Source organism: Streptomyces sp. NPDC004838 (assembly GCF_053600955.1).
Genome location: NZ_JBSGAW010000037.1, coordinates 48,919 through 67,525, shown reverse-complemented (window position 1 = coordinate 67,525; position 18,607 = coordinate 48,919). Strand labels below are relative to the sequence as shown.

Below are 18,607 nucleotides of genomic sequence, written 5' to 3'. Positions count from 1 at the left end.
CGGCAGCCATATGCCGAGAACGATGGAGGAGACATGTCACCCCGGCTCGACGCAACGCGTAGCGCCGCCACCGCGCCGTCGGCACCGTCACACCACACCGCCACCGCCACCACCGGCCGCAGCACCGTCACCACCGGCCCCACAGTCACCATCGGCCCCACAGCGAGCACCGACACTGATACCGACGCCCGCACCACCGCCGTCGCCACCGTCGCCGCTCGGGTCACCGAGGCGTCCGGCCTCGCCGGTCCCGCCGGTCCCGCCAGTCCCACCGAAAGCACCGAGGACACCGCGCCCGCCGGGCCCCACGCCCCGCACAGCGGTCAGTACGGACGCGCTCAGGGCCCCTTGGAGGACCTTCCTCCCGTTCCGCCCTTCGACCAGGTGGCGCCGCAGAACGCGCGCGCCCTGTCGAAGACGCTCTTCGCCCGGCTCGAACAGCTCGAAGAGGGCACCCACGAGCACGCGTACGTCCGTAACACCCTGGTCGAACTCAATCTCGCGCTGGTCAAGTTCGCCGCCTCCCGCTTCCGCTCCCGCAGCGAGCCGATGGAGGACATCATCCAGGTCGGCACCATCGGCCTGATCAAGGCGATCGACCGTTTCGAACTCAGCAGGGGCGTCGAGTTCCCCACCTTCGCGATGCCGACCATCATCGGCGAGATCAAGCGCTTCTTCCGCGACACCAGCTGGTCGGTCCGGGTGCCGCGCAGGCTCCAGGAACTCCGCCTCGACCTGGTGAAGGCGGGCGACGAGCTGTCCCAGCTCCTCGACCGCTCGCCCACGGTCGGCGAACTCGCCGAGCATCTGGGCATCCCCCGGGACGAGGTCGTCGAGGGCATGGCCGCGAGCAACGCGTACACGGCGAGTTCCCTGGACGCCCAGCATGAGGACGGCGAAAGCGACGGTTCGGGAACGCTCTCGGACCGGATCGGCTACGAGGACCACGGGCTCGAAGGCATCGAGTACGTTGAGTCCCTGAAGCCCTTGATCGCAAGCCTTAGGCCACGGGACCGTAAAATCCTCTCCCTCCGTTTCGTCGCCAACATGACGCAGTCGGAGATCGGCGAGGAACTGGGGATCTCCCAGATGCATGTGTCCCGACTGCTCGCCCGCACCCTGATCAGGCTGCGGAAAGGGCTCACGCTGGAGGAGTGAATCCGAGAGGCTGACGGACCACCGGAACAGGGTTCCTTCCGTTACGGGGCGGACCCTGTCTCGTCATTGACGAAACCGTCCGGTTTGGTCCACATTGGGCACTGGGGAGTGGGGGGAACGAATGGCTCTTGGGGAGGGCCGGCCGTCCGCGTACACAGCACTGGAAGAGCTGATGCGCGAACGTCTGGGCAGAGAATGTCTTTACATGCCGTCGGGCCGTATCGCGCTGTACGTGGCGATGCGCCACTGGTGCCCGCCGGGCGGCCGGATCCTGATGTCGCCGGTCAACGACGACGTCATCTTCTTCGTGGCGATCGCCGCGGGACTGCGCCCGGTCATGGCGCCGCTGAGGCCGGAGGACGGCTCGATCGACGTCGACGCCGTGCCCGACAGCGTATGGCACGGCCTCACCGCGGTCCTCACCACCAATCTGTACGGCAATCCCGACCCGGTGCTCGAACTGCGCTCGCGCTGCCATCTGCTGGGCATACCCCTGCTGGAGGACTGCGCGCACGCGATCGGCACCGAGGTCGAGGGGCGGCTGGTGGGCACCTTCGGCAACGCGGCGGGCTTCAGCCTCGGAAAGCACGTGGGAGCCAAGGCCGGCGGCATGCTGTCCATCGCCGATCCGAACCTGCGCCGCCCGCTGGAGCGCGCCCGCGATGAACTCCTCCTGCCGGGACGGCTCGTCTCTGAGATCATGTACGGAGTGCGTCCCTACGCCGAGGCGGCGGTACGCGGCCTGCGGCTCGCCTCCACGGCACGCGCCGTCATGAAACGGCTCGGCATGGAGGAGCGGGAGGACATCCGGATGGCGCTGCGGCCGGAGGAACTGCGGGAGGCTCTGCCGTCCGCGCCCTCCCTCACCGGTTTCGACTCCTGGGTGCGGGTGGACATGCACGACTACCGGGAGCGGCCGGGGGCGGTGCGCCTCCAGCGACTGGACCGGCTGCTGTCCCGGCTCGACACCCGGCTCGAAGCGTACCGGGAGGGCACGGTGAAGCTGCTGGCCTCCCGCTGGGCGATACCGGGGCCGGGGCCCGTACAGCCGCTGTTCCAGGTGCCGCTGATGGTCGAGGACCGGGACGCGGCCAGGGCCCTGCTCGCCCGTCACCGGATCATCACGGGCTATCTCTACGATCCGCCGCTCGACGCCTACGCGGGCGACTACTTCACGGACCCCTCGCCCGCGCCCGAGGCCGCCGCGTACTTCGGGCGGCACGCCCTGCCCGCCGATCCGCTGAAGGCGGACCGAATACTGGCCGTACTCGACAAGTCCGATGTGAGACCCGCGCCGCCCTTCTACCGCGACAGGCCGGCCGGGATGCCGGGAATGTCCGGGCAGCCGGGCAGGTCGTCCCGCACGATCCAGGTGACGGCGTTCGCCGAGAGCACGGACCGGGACGGACGCACGGACAGGGGCGGGGGCGCGGGCGGGAACCGTCCCGGACAGGCGGGACAGGACCGCGAGTCGTGGGGGCACGGGGAACGGGACCGCGAGTCGTGGGAGCGCGAGGCACGGGACCGCTGGGAACAGGACCGCCGTGACCAGGCTCAGAACCCGCAACCGCAACCGCACCAGGGCCAGAACCAGAACCAGGGCCGGAACCAGAACCAGCACCAGGCCCAGAACCAGTACCAGGGCCGTCACCAGCCCCGGGACCAGGGCGGGCACCACCGCCACGGTGAACACGGTGAACAGCACACGATGCCGCTGAGGACGACTCAGGTCCCGCAGGACGGGAACAGTGTCTGACATCGAAACCACCCGGCTGCGGCAACTGCGCGAGTCGGATGAGACCACGCGCCTGCGCCGGCTGCCGGAGTCGGCGGCCGGCGCCCGGCCGGATCCGCCGGGCGACAGCCCTGACGACGGCCCCGGCGACGGTCTCGGGGACGGCGAGCAGGGAGCGGAGGATTCCGGCAACGACACCTCGTTGTTCCGCAACGCCTATGCCCTGATGCTCTCCACCGGGGTCTCCGCCGCGCTGGGCCTCGGTTTCTGGCTCGTCGCCGCCCGCTACTACAGCAAAGAGGCCGTCGGCGAGGGCTCCGCCGCCATCGCGGCGATGCGGCTGCTCGCCTCCATCACCGCGACGACGATGATCGGCGCGGTGGTGCGGTACGTGCCACGGGCCGGACGCGCCACCGGACCGCTGGTGTGGCGGACGTATCTGTTCAGCTCGGTGGTCGTCGCCTGCGCCTCGCTGGTCTTCCTCCTCACACTCGACCTGTGGGGGCCTTCGTACGAACCCCTCGGCGGGCTGCTGCCCGGCCTGTGCTTCATGGGCGCGTGCATCGCCTGGGCGCTGCTCACCCTCCAGGACGGGGTGCTGACCGGGCTCCGCAAAGCGTTCTGGGTGCCGGTCGGGAACGCGGCGTTCTCCGTCGGCAAGCTGCTGCTGCTCGCCGTGTTCGCGAGCGCCCTGCCCGTGCTCGGCATCTTCGTCTCGTGGGCCCTCGCGATGGTCGTGTCGATCGTGCCGCTCGCCTGGCTGATCTTCCGCAAGCTGATCCCACAGCAGGCCGCGGCGGACCGGGATCGCGAGCCGCCGCGGCTCAAGGAGATCGGACGGTTCCTGGCCGGGGACTCGTTCGGCGCGCTGTTCTCGATGGCGATGATCAATCTGCTGCCGGTGATGGTCGCCGTGGAGTTCGACGCCACGCACAACGGCTACTTCTACATCGCGTACACCGTCGGCGGCACGATGGAGTTCATGGCCATGAACATGGCCTCGTCGCTGACCGCGCACGCCTCCCACAGCCCCGAGACCCTGGCGGCGGGCGTCCGGGGCGCGCTGAAGCGGATGACGCTGCTGCTGGTGCCCGTCGTCCTGGTGCTGGTGGTGTTCGCGCCGCTGATCCTCGCGCCCTTCGGTTCCGCGTACGCCGACAACAGCTCCACCGTGCTGCGGCTGCTGGCCGCCGCCGCGCTGCCGAGGGTCGCCGTCGAGCTGTACATCGGGGTGCTGCGCGTCCAGGGCCGTACGGGGATGCTCGCCGTCGTCCAGGGCGGCATGTGCGTCCTGGTGCTGGGCAGCGCGACGCTGCTGTTCGGGCCGACCGGGATCTCGGGCGCGGGCTGGGCGATGCTGCTGTCCATGACGGTGATGGCGCTGGTGTGCGTGCCGGGGCTGATGGCCGTGCTGACGGGCCGGGAGCAGAAGCCGTCGAAGCTGTGGACCCGGCTGGTGGCGCGCGGCCCCGAGAAGGAGGTCGAGTACGGCACCAACTGGGCCCGCAAGGCCGCCGAGCGGCGGGAGCGGGTGGCGCGCGAGGAGCAGGAGTACGGCACCGCCGCGTATGTCTGGTCGGGGCACGACACCGCGACGCCCGCGTTCGGCATCCCCGTCTTCGTGCCGCCCGAGCGCGCGGCCGAGCCCGGCACGCGAGCGATGTCGGAAGCGGTCGAGTCACGGATCGCCCTCGCCCTCTGGCTGATGCTCGGGCTCGGGGCGGCCCTGTTCTGGGGCCCGCTGCTCAACGCACCGGACCTCCAGGTGGATGTGCTGTCCGGCGAGGAACTGCTGAAGGCGCTGCCGCCGGTCTCCGTCACCGCCGTCGTGCTCCTCATCTTGGTGCAGAGCGCCGCGATGTCGTTGCTGCGCCCCCGTTCGGGGCTGCTGAGCGCGGGGATCCTGCTCACCTTCGCGGCGCTGCACACCGCTCCGGCCGCGCTCGGCTGGGAACCGGAGCCCGTCGACGGGGCGTGGTACGAGTCGCTGGCACACTTCTTGGGAGCCGCCGCGGGGCTGGACAGCCCGGAACCGCTGTTGCGGTGGCTGCCGACCGTCTGCCAACTGCTCGCCCTGGCGGCGGCCCTGTCCATCGCGCGGATCGCGGGACTTCCCGTCGTGGCGCGCTGGGGGGCACTGTGGGTGCTCGTGGTGTGCGGCTGGGCCTTCCAGCGGCACATCGCTCCCTACGCGCTGCCGCTTCAGTTGGTGCTCACCGCTGTGGCGCTGGCACTGACCTGGATACGTACGGCGCGTTCGACGCCGTCCAAGAACTGAGCTACCTGAGGTGAAGCGTGCGACGACCAGTCACCGAATCCGGGAGACCCGTGCCACCGAGACGGCCTGACCGGGACTCCGGGCAGGAAGGAGAGGTCCACGGCGCGCAGGGTGCCGTGGACGAGCCCACGATGGGCCTCTCCGTCTCCGGTCTGCGCGCCATGGCGACCACCCCGGGCTCGGGCTCACCCGCCGGTTCGGCCACCGCCGACGCGGCGTCCGGAGCGGGGAGCGGAAAGGGACCGGCGAAGGGGACGCGCAAAGGCAGGGGGACGGAGAAGGAGACGGAGAAGCCCGAGGGGACGGCCGAGGACGGCACGAACCCCGAGCAGACCATGGCACTCTCCGTCGCGCGGATACGCGCCTCGGCCGCTGCCCTGGGCTCACCCGCCGACGGCTCACCCACCGACGCGACGTCCGCGACCGAAACCGGAACCGGAACCCCAACCGGAAAGGGAAAGGGACCGGAAAAGGGACCGGGAAAGGGAACGCGCAAGGGCGAGGGAACCCGCAAGGGCAAAGGGACGGAAACGGGGACGGGGAAGCCCGAGGGGACGGCCGGAGACGGCACGAACCCCGAGCAGACCATGGCACTCTCCGTCGCGCGGATACGCGCCGCGGCGGCTGAGCCGCAGCGCCGGAAGGCGTTCCTGCTGCTGGCGGCGCCGCTGGCCGCCGCACTGGTGCTCTGGGCCGTCGCGGTCGCGATCACCGACGTCTCGGATCTGGGCGACTTCGGTCTCTTCGCCGAACTCCCCATCGTGTTCTGGCTCGGCCTGGCGGTGCTGACGACCGGTTTCTGGTTCTGCGTACGCGATCCCCGGCGCAGCAACTGGTGGCCGTTCGCGTACACCGCCGGTCTGCTGGTGATGGAGCGCGCCACCCAGGCCGTCGTCTACCCCACCCCGCTGTACGCCTGGTCCTGGAAGCACGACGCCGTCATCGAGCACCTGATCGACGCGGGCCGTCTCCAGCGCGGCGCCGAACTGGGCGACATGGCCGTGTACGACCAGTGGCCCGGCTTCTTCGCCGCGCAGGCGGGAGTGGTCAGGCTCACCGGCTTGGAGAACGCGCTGGCGTTCATGGCCTGGTGGCCGCTGCTCTCCAGCCTGCTCCTGCTCGGTCCGCTGCTGCTGATCTTCCGTACCTTCACCCAGGACCGGCGGCTGATCTGGACGGCCGTGTGGATCTTCTACGTCGCGAACTGGGTGGGCCAGGACTACTTCTCGCCGCAGTCGCTGGCGTTCGCCCTGTACCTCGGTGTCATCGCGGTCGCGCTGCGGCACGCCGAGCGGCCGACCCCGGGCCGGCGCTCCCGCCAGTTGGTGTGGACGGCGCTGCTCGTCCCGCTGATCGCCGCGATCGTCGTGTCGCACCAGCTCACCCCGGTGATGCTGGCGGTGAGCCTCGCCGCCCTGTGCCTGATGCGGCGCTACCGCGACTGGACCCTGCTGATCACCCTGCTGCTGGTGTTCCTCGCCTGGAACCTGACCGCGTCGCTGCCGTTCCTCAAAGAGGCCGTGCCCGACATGATCAGATCGTTCGGCGACGTGGGCGGGAACCTGGAACGCGGTTACGGTGCCACGCCGACCGGCACCGGGGCGCTGTTCGCCTCGTGGTCCGCCCGTGCCCTGTCGGCGCTCGTGGTGCTTCTCGCCGCCGTCGGGGTCGTCCGCGGTGGAAAGCTGCTCCGGTACCGCGCCCGGCCGCTGCTGCTGCTCGCCGGGGTGCCACCGCTGATGGCCGTGGCCAACGGCTACGGAAGCGAAATGATCTTCCGGGTGCTGATGTTCATGCTGCCCTTCGTCAGCTTCTTCGCCGCGTCGGCGCTGCTTCCGGCGGCGAAGCCGCTGGCCGCCGATCCCTCGGGAACGGGGAAGCCGCGTCCGGCCGCGGGCCTGTGGTACAGCGTCGTGCCCCTGGTGGTGCTGATGACGCTGACCGCGCTGTTCGTCCCCAGCTACTCGGGCAAGGACCGGCTCAGCTACTTCCCGCCCGACGAGGTCCGGCTCGTCAAGGACCTCCTGCGGAAGGTGCCCGCCGGTTCGCTCGTCGTCGCCCCGCACCGCAACTACCCGGCCGCCTACGACAGGTACTGGGACGTCGACCACTACTGGTTCCTGGACGACTCGAAGGTCCATGTCGATCAGATCGTGAAGGACCCGGCCAGGACCCTCGCCAGCGACATGTCGGCCGTCGCGCCGCCGGGTGAGGCGTACTTCCTCTACACCCGCGCCCAGGTGGCCAACTCCGAGATGAACGGCCTGCTCACGGGAGCCCAGATGCAGAGCATCGAGAAGAGCGTCGCCGCGTCGCCGCTCTTCGAGAAGGTGGCCGCCAACAGCGCGGGCGTCGTCTACCGGCTGAAGAGCTCCGCTGGGAGGACCTCATGAGATCCCGTTCGCAAAAGCGTCAGGCCCGGACGGACGAGATCCGGCCCGGGGGCGGGTCCGGGGGCGGGCCCGCCGGGGCCCAGGGGGAGACGCCACCGCCGGCGCGGTCCCGGCGGGTGCTCGCCGTCCGGCTGGGACCGCCGGTCGCGGGCTTGGTCGCCATGGGTGCGAGCCTCCTGCCGGAGGGCGCGTTCCCGCGGGTCGTCCCGGTCGTGCTGTTCCTGCTCGCCGGTCCCGGCACGGCCGTGCTGCGTCTGTGCTACCCCCGTCTGAGCCGCCACCACGCGGTGGGGCCGGTGGAGAGCTGGGACACCGGGTTCCGGCGCGACTCCGCCCGCATCGAGCAGGTGATGCTCGCGGTCTTCCTGAGTATCAGCATCACCGTCCTGATCGCGACGGCGATGCTGACCGCCGAGATCTTCAGCGGAATCGGGCTGCTGGCCCTGCTCACCGCGCTGACGACGGCGGCGGCCTGCTGTCCCCCGCTCGCGGCCGGAAAGCACCGTTCCCAGCGTGCTCCGGCACCACCCGGTAGTACCGAACCCCAGAAAGGCTGAACATCTGTGAGGGAACCCCGACGTCCCGACTCCGGGACGCCTGGTCTTCGGCACCGTCCCGGCTCACCTCGAACGCCGCGCAGACTGTGGGCCCTGTCCGGGCTCCTCGTCGGCGCACTGCTCATCGGTGCGGTCGTGCTGGAGCGGGGTTCCCCGTCCGACGAGTCGAGACGCGACGACCCCGAGTGCCGGGTGACGGATCTGCTGGTGCCGCCGTGCGGTGCCTGGTTCGGCGCGTACGTCCGGCACGAGAAGCCCAATCTGGAGGAGAAGGTCCTCGCCTACGAGGAACGGATCGGCCGCAAGCTGGACATCGTGTACACGTACCACGACATGTCCACGGACGGCCTGGAGGGACAACTGCTCACGGAGCAGGAGCGGAAGGTCGGAGAGGACCGGATGCTCCTGCTGTCCTGGGAGAGCAAGTGGTGGGGTGGCACGCCCGAGCAGCAGCCGCGCTGGCCCCAGATCTCCTCCGGCGCCCTCGATCGGACCGTGATCGACGTCCAGGCGAAGAGAATCAAGGAGTACGGAAAGCCGGTCTTCCTCTCCTTCGATCTGGAGATGGACACCCGGGTCCCCGACGAGGGGACGCCGGCCGAATTCGTCGCCGCCTACCGGCACATCCACGACCGGTTCCGTGAACTCGGTGTGACCAATGTGATCTGGACCTGGACGATCACCGCGTACCCCGGCAACAACGAGCTGTTCCCGAAGCTGTACCCGGGTGACGCGTACGTCGACTGGATCGCCTACAACCGCTACAACTACTTCCGCTGCCACAACACCGGCTGGGAGACCTTCGAGGAGACCCAGACCGGTGTGCACCAGTGGATCCGCCAGAACATCTCCGACGACAAACCGCTGATGCTCTCTGAGTTCGGTACGGCCGACGACCCGTCGAAGCCTTCCGCACAGGCCGACTGGTACAAGGAAGTGCCGCGTGTGGTGAAGGAGTTGGACGGAGTACACGCCGCGCTCCAGTGGAACTGGCGCGACCCGGGGCCGAACTGCGATCTCTCGCTCGCGCGCGACGAGTCGTGGAAGAGCCTGAAGAAGGTGGCGTCGGATCCGTACTTCAACCAGCGCACGCCGTGGTGAGCCGACGAGGGTGACGGCGGCGGTGAGCCGACGGGGGTGACGGCGGCGGTGATGGCGGCCGGGCCGGACCGCCGGGCCCGTCACCTTCGCGCCGGTGGGACTCGTGCCGGTCCCGCGCCAGGTCCGGTCCCGCGCCGGCACGTAACCGGCGCGGGAGGCGCGTGGCGACGCCGGAGGGAGCGACCCGCGAAGGCCGCGTGAAAGCCGGGTGACGCGGACAGCGAGGCCCGGCCCGCTCGGAGGCTCAGCCCGCGAAGTTCGGGCCCTTGACCGCCGCGCGAGCGCGCCGGTACCACCGCCATCCGACGGTCGGAAGCGAGTCGGGGTACGGCGCGATCCGCGCGCCCCGCCCCTCCATCCACCCCTCGACATCCGCCACCGTATGCGTCCGGCGGACGATGAGCCGGGCGATCCGGTACGTCTCGTCGGTCTGCGAACTGAGCGCGTGGCGTACCGCGACCGCCGACGCGTAGCCCTCGCGGAGCGCGGCCTTGCGCACGCCCCTGCTGTTGTAGCCGTGCGGATAGGCGAGGTGCGCCACCTCGTGGCCGAGCAGATCCTCCAGCACGTCCTTGGGTTCGCGCAGTTCCCGGCGGAGCGCGGCCGCCCCGAGGGTGTCCAGCTGAGCGTGGGTGATGGTGTGCGTGCCGATCTCCATGCCCTGCTGTTCCAGCGAGGGGACCTCGGAGAGCGTCATCATCGGCGCGGGCGGCAGCAGACTGCGCCGGCCCGGTGTGATGGCCCCGGTGGTGAGGTACGCGGTCGAGACGATGGCGCGCTCGGCGAGGGCCTGGGCGGTCGGCCCCGGCAGATCGGCGAACCCGTCGTCGAAGGTGATGAGCACGGGCCGGTCCGGCAGCGGGGCGCCGTCGGTGAAATGGGCGATGAGCGTGCTGATCGTGACCGGGACCCGTCCGCTGCCGATGATGGCGTCGAGCTGGCTCAGGAAGTCCTTGGGCGTGACCGTGAACTCGGCGATCCACGCGGGCGGATCGTCCACGATGCTGTGGTAGAGCAGTACGGGGATGGTGGATGCGGTCGTCGTCCCGCCGCGCTCTGTCATCGCTCCTCCTCGCCACGGGATCCGCGCGTGTCCCGCGCGTCCCGCGTCGCTCCCTGCGCGTTCTGCGTTCCGTGCGCGTCCCGCGCGTTCTGCGCGATCGGCTCACGCTGCTCGTGCTGCTCATGCCGCTCGTGCTGCGATTCCCGCGGGTCCCACGGCACCCGTACGCCACGGACCTTGCGGCGCGCCTTCACGTACCCGATGGGCCCGGCCAGCATGCCGCGCCGCTCCAGCCGGGAGAGATGGCGGGGCCACGGATAGTCCTGCGCGCCGTGCGCGCCGGGGACGGCGGCGGAGCCGGAGTCCCGGTGGGCGGTGATCGTCCGCGCGTGCGCGAGGCCGCGGGGCAGTTTGCGCAGCAGGGCGGGGAGCAGGGCCGGGTGGCGTACCAGCAGGGCGGTCAGATACGCGGTGAGGCCCGCGCCGTATCCGTACGCCTGGTTCTTGAGGTCCTGCCAGGTCTCGCGGTGGTGGTGCCAGACGAGGGCCTCGGGGCTGTAGCGCAGCCGGTGGCCCGCGGCGAGGACGCTGACGAAGGCGTACAGGTCGTCGCCGCCCTTGGCGGGGGTGCCGGTGCCGGTGGCGGGGTCGAATCCGCCCGCTCGCCGCAGGGCGGACGCGCGGAACGCCATGTTCGCGCCGGAGCCGAAGCTGCCCGCGGTGAACGGGAACAGCGGTTCGTCGGCGGGCGGGTCCGCCGGGTCGTAGGTGCGGGACGCGAAGCCCTTGGCGAAGCCGCCGTGGCTCTCCAGCAGGATCTGCGCGGGGGTGCCGAGCCTCGCGGGCAGGATCAGGCCGGTGGAGCAGCCGAGTCCGGGGTCGGCTGCGAAGGGCGTGGTGAGCGCGGTCAGCCAGTGCGGGTCGACGATCACGTCGTCGTCCGTGAAGGCGATGACCTCGCCGTCGGCGACGGCGACGCCCCGGTTGTGCGCGATCGCGAGCCCCGGCACGGCCTCGCGCACATAGCGCACCCCCCGGCTCGCGTACTTGTTCTCGATCAGGTCCTCGGTGGCGCTCGTCACGGGCGCGTTGTCGACGACGACGATCGTGTAGTCGGGGTGGTCCTGGGCGAGCAGCGAGTCGAGCGCGCGGGCGAGCTGGTCGGCGCGTTCACGCGTGGCGACGACGACGGTGGTACTGGGCGGGCCGCCCGGCGCCGGCTCCTGGGGGTCGGGAATCCCGTTCCCGGCGAGCAGGGCGCGGGCGTCGGCGGCCACCGCGTCGGCCGGGTTCTTGCCCGGAGGAACGTGGGAGACGACCGTGGCGACGGGCCTCCCGTTCAGGCGGACCAGGGCGTAGACGTCGCCGCCGGTGATCGCCGGGCCCGTGCCGAGCGCGGGGCCGAAGGAGAGGACCTCGCCCTCGGGGCCCGCCAGATCGAGCTGGGCGACGTGGATCGGGGCCGGCTTCGGTGGTTGGGGGTTCATCGGGTTCCTTGTTTCGAATGGGCTCGCGGCCACGCGTGCTGGGGCGGCGTCACTCGCCGCGCAGTTTGCCCAGCCGGTTCAGCGTCTGCTGTGCGAAACGAGCCAGCCGGGGCCGTTCGCGTACGAATCCATGAGCGCGCCGGACGGGCTCGCGGGAGGCCCAGTGAAGTGCCGCTCCCGGACCGGGCCGGGCCAGGAATCCCTCGGAGACCTCCAGCTCACCGGTCCTGAAGGCGTCCTTGTAGACGGCGTCCCCCCGGCCGAAGTCGAAGGTGGCGATGCCTTCGGCCGCGGCGGCCTCCAGCATGCGCAGATGAAGGATGAGTCCGGGCGAGTACTTGGCGAAATCGGTGTCGTACGCGGGGAACCAGCAGCACAGGACGGACTGCGAGCGCAGCCCGAAGTGGGCGGCGATGGGCCGGTCACCCACGTACAGCACGGAGAGCACCCCGGAGCAGCCGGGTGTCCGGGTGTCGTGGAGCAGGTTCACCAGGGTGTTGATCCACCCCTTGGCGAACCGGTCGCGACGGCCGGTTCTTCGGTACTGCGCGGACTTCCAGCCCATGAGGGTGCGGAGCAGTGCGGGGTCGCGCTCGTCGAAGACGAACCGGACCTCGCCCTCCCGGCGGCCAAGCCTGCGCTCCTTGGCGAGGGTGGACTTGAGGAACTTGGGCGACCGGGCCCGCAGCGCCTGCTCGTACGCCGGGAAGCCCTCGCTTATGTCGGCCGTGGGGGCGTCGAAGCGCTCCTCCGCGGCGGAGGCGAATCGTTCCTGGCCCGCTTCGAGGTTGTCGTACTCCCAGGTGGACAGGGAGCAGGCCCGCATCAGCTCGCGTGCGGTGATCCGCACGTCGGGCCGGATGACCGCGCCCTGGCAGTCGGAGACGCCGAAGCCGATGGCCCGGCCCAGGCCGAGCGGACCGCGTTCGTACGGAAAGAACCCGACGATCTCGCCGGTCTCGCCGGTCTCGCCGTCCTTCTCCAGGACGGCGACCCTGGCGGCCTGACTGACCCGGCCCACCGCGACCGTGAACTCCGGCTCCATGAACGGACTGCTGGACACGGCGGCCTCGGCGCGCAGCCGACGCCAGGTGTCGAGCTCCGATTCTCCCAGGTCAGCGGGTTTTACGACCCGAATACGCAAGCCGCGAATGGTGGTGCCGCGGTTTTGCGCACCCTGATTTCGCGCGCCGCTCTTCAGTACGCTGCTCAATTTCCGAACCCCCCGGCCCTTCCCACTCCCACGCGCATTCCCCCGGGACAGGACGGTACCGGGCTGTATACCCAACAGGATAGGAGCCCTGGTCATCCTGTGACGGACCTGTGAAACCTTGGGAAACACGTTACGCGTGATGCTGCAGTTATGGATGGGACGTAACGTCCAATCTTGACCTGAGTTGGCCAACTGATATTCGAACAGGCCCGGTTGATCGTAGGATTCTGTTTGCTCCCGTCCCCCTGCGGGTGTACGACGTGTCCTGGAAGGGCTCTGTCTGCAGTGATTCTGGTCTACAAAGTCGTGGATTGCAGTGACCTGATTCTCAAACGCTTCATAGCGAGCGGGCCGGAATCGTCGCAGGTCCCCGCCCTGTCGAAGCCGTCGGAGCCCCTCGGGTGGCGCTTGGCGCCGGGCCCCGCGTGATGAGCCGCAGACGCGATCGGGCCCCGCTCTGGTGGCCCCTGGCGACCCTGGTGGCCGTCGCCGCCGCGGGCGCGGCGGCGAGCCGGTACACCCCCGCCGACTGGCGGCAGATCCTGACGGGCGTGTGCGCGGCCGTCGCAGTGCTGGCGCTGTCCTGGCTGCTTCTGCTGGCCAGGCTGGGGCGCGCCCAAGGCGCCCGCTACGCGTCCGAACTGCGGACCGCCGAGGCGCGGGACGCGGAAGTGACCCATCTCGCGTCCGTACGGGTGCCCGCGATCGGCGAGCGGCTGCGGACCGGACGGCGGCTGGACGACGTCCCCGGCCCGCTGTCGACGCCCGCGGACCTGGGCGAGGAGTTCGCCCGCTCGCTGGGCGCGGTGGTGGAGGCGCTCGGCTCGGACGACGCGGTACGCCGTGAGCGCGCCCTGCGCGACTCGGTGCAGGCCGCCTTCGAGTCCGTCGCCCGCAATATGCACGCGATGGCCACCGTCCAGCAGCAGGTGCTCGACCGGGTCGAGCAGACCATCGAGGACCCCCGGCTGATGGCCGAGGTGATGAAGGCCGACCACGCGGCGGCCCAGATGACCCGCAAGGCGCAGACCCTGCTGGTCATGTGCGGCATCTGGCCGGCCCGTCGCGAGACCCGCCCGGTCTCGCTGTACGACTGCGTACGCGGGGCCCAGTCCCGGATCGTGGAGTTCACCCGCGTCGAGATCCACGGCGGCCAGACGCTGTACGTGGTGCCGCCGGCGGTCGAGGGCCTGATGCACGCCGTCGCCGAGCTGCTGGAGAACGCGACGGTCTTCTCCCCCTCCCGCACCCAGGTGGTGGTCACCATCCGCGAGGTGGGCGCGGGCGCGGTCGTGGAGATCGACGACGCGGGCCTCGGGATGCCGCCGGACGTGATGCAGCAGGCCACGGCCCGTCTGCGGGACGAGCTGGACCTGGCGAACCTGGGCGCGGTGCCGCGTCTGGGGCTCGCCTGTGTCGGACGGTGGACCCGTGAGCTGGGCTTCAGCGTGGAGCTGACCGGCGCGTCGGCCTACGGGGGCACGCGCGCGGTGACCTTCGTGCCGTACCGGCTGCTGACCGAGCCGCTGTCGCACTTCTCCGCCGACGATTCCGGCAGCAGCGTGCCCCGGCAGCGGGTGTCCCCGACGGGCCACGACTGGACCCGTTCGCAGCAGGGCGGTCACTCCGCCGGCCCGTCGTCACCGGGCCAGTACACGGATCCGTACGCCTCCGGCCCGCCCGGCCCGCCCGCCGCCGGTCCGTACGACGAAGGCCGTCACGGCGACGGCCGTCGCGGCGAGGGTCCGCGCGCTTCGGCGGTGCGCGCCACGGACGCGGACCCGGACGTGTTCGAGGCCGGCGCGCGGAGCGCCCGTTCTCGTACGCCGGGCGGCTACCGGAGCAGCGGACACGACGCCGGAACGCGGGGAACCCAGCCGCGGCGGACGCCCCTGCGGGGAGCGCCGCCGGAGGGAACCTCGTCGCATGACACCGGGTCACATGACACCGGGTCGCACGGCCCCGGAACGCACGGCTCCGGAACGCATGACGCCTCGTCACACGACACCGGATCGCACGACTCCGGATGGCACGACTCCGGATGGCACCGGCGGGCGGGCCTGCCGGGGGCGAGGTGGTCGGCGCGTACGACGGGACCGACCGGAACGACGGGAACGACGGGAGCCGCCGCTACGGATGGGGCGTACGGGACGACGGGGGCGTACGATGCCGACGCGCACACCCCCGCGCCGTACGGCCCCGCCTACCAGGCGGCCGGCGGACAACCGGGCGCACGGCACCGCACACAGCTCGGCGGAGAACACGCCGGACAGTTCGGCGCGCTGCCGAACGCCGAACACGGCGGCACCGGTTACCAGGGCGGCGCCCGGCGAGACACCGCGCCCGCCACTTTTTCCGCCTCCTCCTCCGCCTCGCAGAGGCAGAGCGCGGCCCAGCACCCCACCGCCGCCCACCAGGCGACGGCGCAGGACCGGCCCGACACCCGTGACGCGCTGCCCCGCAGGCGCAGCCGGCGCGGCGCGGCCGTGGAGGCCGCGGCCCAGCAGGCGCTCCAGCCGCAGCCGCCGAGACCGCTCGCACCGCCCCTTCCCGACCAGCCGGCCTGGACCCCGGAGGCCGCGCGGGCGTCGATCGCCAGCGTGGTGTCCGGTTCACGCCGAGGGCGCGCCACGGTCGCGGAGAATGAGCCCACCCCCCCGACAGCACCCGACGCGCACCATGGAGGCCGGCCGTGACCGGGACCATAACGAGACTTCCCGACCTGGGCTGGATGCTCCGACCCCTCACCGAGATCCCCGGCGTACGGCATGCCGTCGTCGTGTCCGAGGACGGCCTGCGGCTCGGCCACGCCTCGGCCGAGAAGCTCACCGGGCCGGTCTCCGCGCTCAGCCTCGCCGAGGCCGAGTCGCTCTCCGCCGCCTGCGCCGCGATGAACATGACGGGGCGCTCCACCGCCGCGCTCCTGTTCGGCTCGGGCGCGGGGGTACGCCAGCTGATGCTGGAGTCCGAGCACGGCTTCGTGCTCTTCACCCACGCCGGTGTGGGCGCGCATCTCGGCGTCGCCACCGGCACCGACGCGGACGTCGGTCTGGTCGCCCAGCAGATGCAGCTCCTGGTGGCCAAGATCGGAGCACACCTGGGCAGCCAGCCGAGGGATCCGGTCACCGATTCGTCATGACGGACCGTCCGGAGGAACGGACCACGTCCGCCGTACGGCCGTATGTGATCACCGGGGGCCGCTCGGAGAGCGGCGGCGAGCCGCTCTCCTGGGAGACCCTGGTGATGGCCACGGACGCCGCTTTTCCCGCGTCCCTCCAGCCGGAGCACCACATGATCCTGAAGCACTGTCAGGGTCTGCTTTCGGTCGCCGAGGTGGCCGCCCATCTCGGCCAGCCGCCCTCGGTGGTGCAGGTATTGCTGTCGGACCTCGTCCATTGGGGTCTGATCGTGATACGTCCCCCCATCCCACCGGCCGATCGTGCCGATGTGACCATGCTGAGAAAGGTTCTCCATGGCCTCGAAAGCCGTCTCTGACGCCCTGGAAAGGGCGTCGGGACAACCGGGCGCTCTCCCCCCACAGGGCCCCGGCACCCCCCACACCACACCGACCGTTCCGACCACGGCGGTTCACGCTGCGACCAGGGCGGTTCCCGGTACGTCCGCACCGCCCCGTACGTCCGTGCCGCCCGGCGCGGGCCCTCAGTCCGGCAAATACGTCACCGCCAATGTGGCGGGCGCGGCCAAGATCCTCGTCGTCGGCCCGCTGGGGGTCGGCAAGACCACGCTCATCGGCACCGTCTCCGAGATCAAGCCACTCTCCACCGAGGCGACGATGACACAGGCGGGCGCGCGGGTGGACACCCGGGTCCGCCCCGGCAAGACCACCACCACCGTCGCCCTCGACTTCGGCCGGTTGACGATCGACGGCGCGCTGGTGCTCTATCTCTTCGGCACCCCCGGACAGCAGCGGTTCCTGCCCGCCTGGCGGGAACTGGCCAGAGGCGCGCTGGGCGCGCTGGCGCTGGTGGACACCCGCGACCTGGCCGCGTCCTTCGACGCGATCGGCAATCTGGAGGACCTGGGGCTGCCGTTCGCCGTCGCCGTCAATCTCTTCCCCGGCAGCCCACGGCACGAGGAGAGCGAACTGCGGGCCGCCCTCGACCTGTTGCCCGATACCCCGCTCGTGGCCTGTGACGCCCGGAATCTGCACTCCTCGGTCCAGGCGCTGATCGCGCTGCTGCGCCATCTCATCGATGACACGGCCGATACGGCTGACACGGCCGATACGGCCGCCGGTTCAGTGGGCGCGGCCCCTGGCGGTTCCGGCCTCGTCGGCAGCGCGGGCGGTGCGAGCGCGCCCGGCGTCCACGACGCCTTCCACCGAGCCCCGGAGCCGTCATGACCTTCCCGCCGCCGCACTCCGTACCCCCGCAGCACCCCTATCCGCAGTCGCGTGGCACGGCGGGCGGTCGCGGGAGCGCCGCGCCCGCGCTGTACTCTCCGAGCCTCGACGGCGACTCCCTGCCCGCGTTCTACGAGGAGTTGCGCCGCGAGAACGGCGCGGTCGCCCCGGTGATGATCGCGCCGGGCATCGGGGCGTGGCTGGTGCTCGGCCACCGTGAGCTGCTGCGGCTCACCCGCGAGGAGCAGGACTTCTCGCGCGACCCGCGCCGCTGGAACCTGCTCCGCGAGGGACGCGTGCCGCCCGATTCGCCGATCATGCCGATCGTGGGCTGGCGGCCCGCGCTGCTCTACACCGACGGACAGCAGCACCGCCGGATGCGTACGGCCGTGTCCGACGCGATCGCCCGCATCAACGGCCATGAACTGCGCCGCAGCGTACGGGCCATGGCCGAGCGCCTCATCGCCTCCTTCGCCGACCGCCGCGAGGCCGATCTCGTACCGCACTACGCCCGGAAGCTGCCGCTCCAGGTGATCATCGGGCTGCTCGGTATCGACGACCGGACCGGGCAGCAGCTCGGGCAGGCGATCACCGGCACGATCATCGCCAACGCGGACTCGGTCAACGCCAGCAAGCGGCTGACCGCGATCCTGCTGGAGCTGATCCAGGAGAAGCGCCGGACGCCCGGCGAGGACATCACCTCGGAGCTGCTGCACCATCCTGCGGAACTCACCGACGAGGAGGTGCTGCACAACCTGGTGGTGATGTTCGTCGCGGGCTACCAGAGCACGGTCAACTGGATCTCCACCACGCTGCGCGTCCTGCTCTGCGACCCGGCGTTCCGCACCTCGGTGACGGGCGGGGATCTCACGGTGGACGACGCGCTCGACCTGGTGCTGTGGCGGCATCCGCCGACGCAGAACCTCCCCGCCCGGTACGCCACCCGCGACCTGGTCTTCGGGGGGCAGCAGATCCGTGCCGGGGACATGCTGCTGCTCGGCCTGGCGGCGGCCAACCAGGACCCGGAGATCCTGCCCGTGGACGGCGCTCCGGTGATCGGCAACCGCTCGCATCTGGCGTTCGGGGCCGGCCCCCACACCTGCCCGGCACAGGATCCGGCGCGGCTCATCACCCGTACCGCCGTGGACACCATCCGCCACCGGCTGCCCGATCTGGAGCTGGCCGTGCCGGAGTCGGAGCTTGCCTGGCTCAAATCCCCGTGGAGCAAGGGCCTGGCGGCGCTTCCGGTGCGGTTCACGCATCCGCAACTGCCGCCGCGAACGGACGCTTCGGCCTCCCGAACCGCCCGCTGAGGGCTC

Annotated in this window: 14 protein-coding genes; 11 read left to right on the top strand and 3 right to left on the bottom strand. The window is 71.1% G+C overall.

What is annotated here, in order from left to right; translation table 11 throughout:
- The first annotated feature begins 33 nt into the window (after positions 1-33).
- The 6 genes from ACWEFL_RS32005 (at position 34) to ACWEFL_RS31980 (ending at position 9,222) form a co-directional block, all read left to right on the top strand.
- Entirely contained in the window at positions 34-1,158 is a 1,125-nt protein-coding gene (locus tag ACWEFL_RS32005) for a SigB/SigF/SigG family RNA polymerase sigma factor (protein WP_451719449.1), read from the top strand.
- 121 nt (positions 1,159-1,279) lie between these two features.
- A complete protein-coding gene (locus ACWEFL_RS32000; protein ID WP_451719446.1) occupies positions 1,280-2,914 on the top strand; it encodes a DegT/DnrJ/EryC1/StrS family aminotransferase in 1,635 nt (544 codons plus the stop codon).
- A complete protein-coding gene (locus tag ACWEFL_RS31995) occupies positions 2,907-5,171 on the top strand; it encodes a lipopolysaccharide biosynthesis protein (protein ID WP_451719443.1) in 2,265 nt (754 codons plus the stop codon). The genes ACWEFL_RS32000 and ACWEFL_RS31995 overlap by 8 nt, the downstream gene beginning before the upstream one ends.
- Before the next feature lie 116 nt (positions 5,172-5,287).
- Entirely contained in the window at positions 5,288-7,564 is a 2,277-nt protein-coding gene (locus tag ACWEFL_RS31990) for a glycosyltransferase (protein ID WP_451719440.1), read from the top strand.
- 161 nt (positions 7,565-7,725) lie between these two features.
- On the top strand, positions 7,726-8,121 hold the full coding sequence (locus ACWEFL_RS31985; RefSeq protein WP_451719438.1) for a hypothetical protein: 396 nt from the start codon (positions 7,726-7,728) through the stop codon (positions 8,119-8,121).
- A gap of 6 nt (positions 8,122-8,127) precedes the next feature.
- A complete protein-coding gene (locus ACWEFL_RS31980) occupies positions 8,128-9,222 on the top strand; it encodes a glycoside hydrolase family 26 protein (protein ID WP_451719435.1) in 1,095 nt (364 codons plus the stop codon).
- A gap of 244 nt (positions 9,223-9,466) precedes the next feature.
- Here ACWEFL_RS31980 and ACWEFL_RS31975 read toward each other — a convergent pair whose 3' ends face one another.
- The 3 genes from ACWEFL_RS31975 to ACWEFL_RS31965 are packed head-to-tail and all read right to left on the bottom strand — an operon-like array spanning position 9,467 to position 12,856.
- Positions 9,467-10,285: a polysaccharide deacetylase family protein gene (locus ACWEFL_RS31975; RefSeq protein ID WP_451719433.1), complete on the bottom strand. Its 819-nt coding sequence runs from the start codon at positions 10,283-10,285 to the stop codon at positions 9,467-9,469.
- Complete coding sequence (locus ACWEFL_RS31970) at positions 10,282-11,712, bottom strand: glycosyltransferase (protein WP_451719431.1); 1,431 nt, start codon at positions 11,710-11,712, stop codon at positions 10,282-10,284. Before ACWEFL_RS31970 ends, ACWEFL_RS31975 begins: the two co-directional genes overlap by 4 nt.
- A gap of 49 nt (positions 11,713-11,761) precedes the next feature.
- On the bottom strand, positions 11,762-12,856 hold the full coding sequence (locus tag ACWEFL_RS31965) for a GNAT family N-acetyltransferase (RefSeq protein WP_451719428.1): 1,095 nt from the start codon (positions 12,854-12,856) through the stop codon (positions 11,762-11,764).
- Between the two features lie 497 nt (positions 12,857-13,353).
- On the opposite strand from ACWEFL_RS31965, the gene ACWEFL_RS31960 reads away from it, so the two are divergent.
- The 5 genes from ACWEFL_RS31960 (at position 13,354) to ACWEFL_RS31940 (ending at position 18,601) form a co-directional block, all read left to right on the top strand.
- Positions 13,354-15,621 carry an ATP-binding protein gene (locus ACWEFL_RS31960; protein ID WP_451719426.1) on the top strand — a complete coding sequence of 756 codons (2,268 nt, stop codon included), beginning with the start codon at positions 13,354-13,356 and terminating at the stop codon, positions 15,619-15,621.
- A complete protein-coding gene (locus tag ACWEFL_RS31955; protein ID WP_451719423.1) occupies positions 15,618-16,064 on the top strand; it encodes a roadblock/LC7 domain-containing protein in 447 nt (148 codons plus the stop codon). The genes ACWEFL_RS31960 and ACWEFL_RS31955 overlap by 4 nt, the downstream gene beginning before the upstream one ends.
- Positions 16,061-16,420, top strand: a complete 360-nt coding sequence (locus ACWEFL_RS31950; RefSeq protein WP_451719420.1) for a DUF742 domain-containing protein — start codon at positions 16,061-16,063, stop codon at positions 16,418-16,420. The genes ACWEFL_RS31955 and ACWEFL_RS31950 overlap by 4 nt, the downstream gene beginning before the upstream one ends.
- Positions 16,421-16,565: 145 nt before the next feature.
- Entirely contained in the window at positions 16,566-17,288 is a 723-nt protein-coding gene (locus ACWEFL_RS31945) for a GTP-binding protein (RefSeq protein ID WP_451719418.1), read from the top strand.
- Entirely contained in the window at positions 17,285-18,601 is a 1,317-nt protein-coding gene (locus ACWEFL_RS31940; protein WP_451719415.1) for a cytochrome P450, read from the top strand. The genes ACWEFL_RS31945 and ACWEFL_RS31940 overlap by 4 nt, the downstream gene beginning before the upstream one ends.
- The last annotated feature ends 6 nt before the right edge of the window (positions 18,602-18,607 follow it).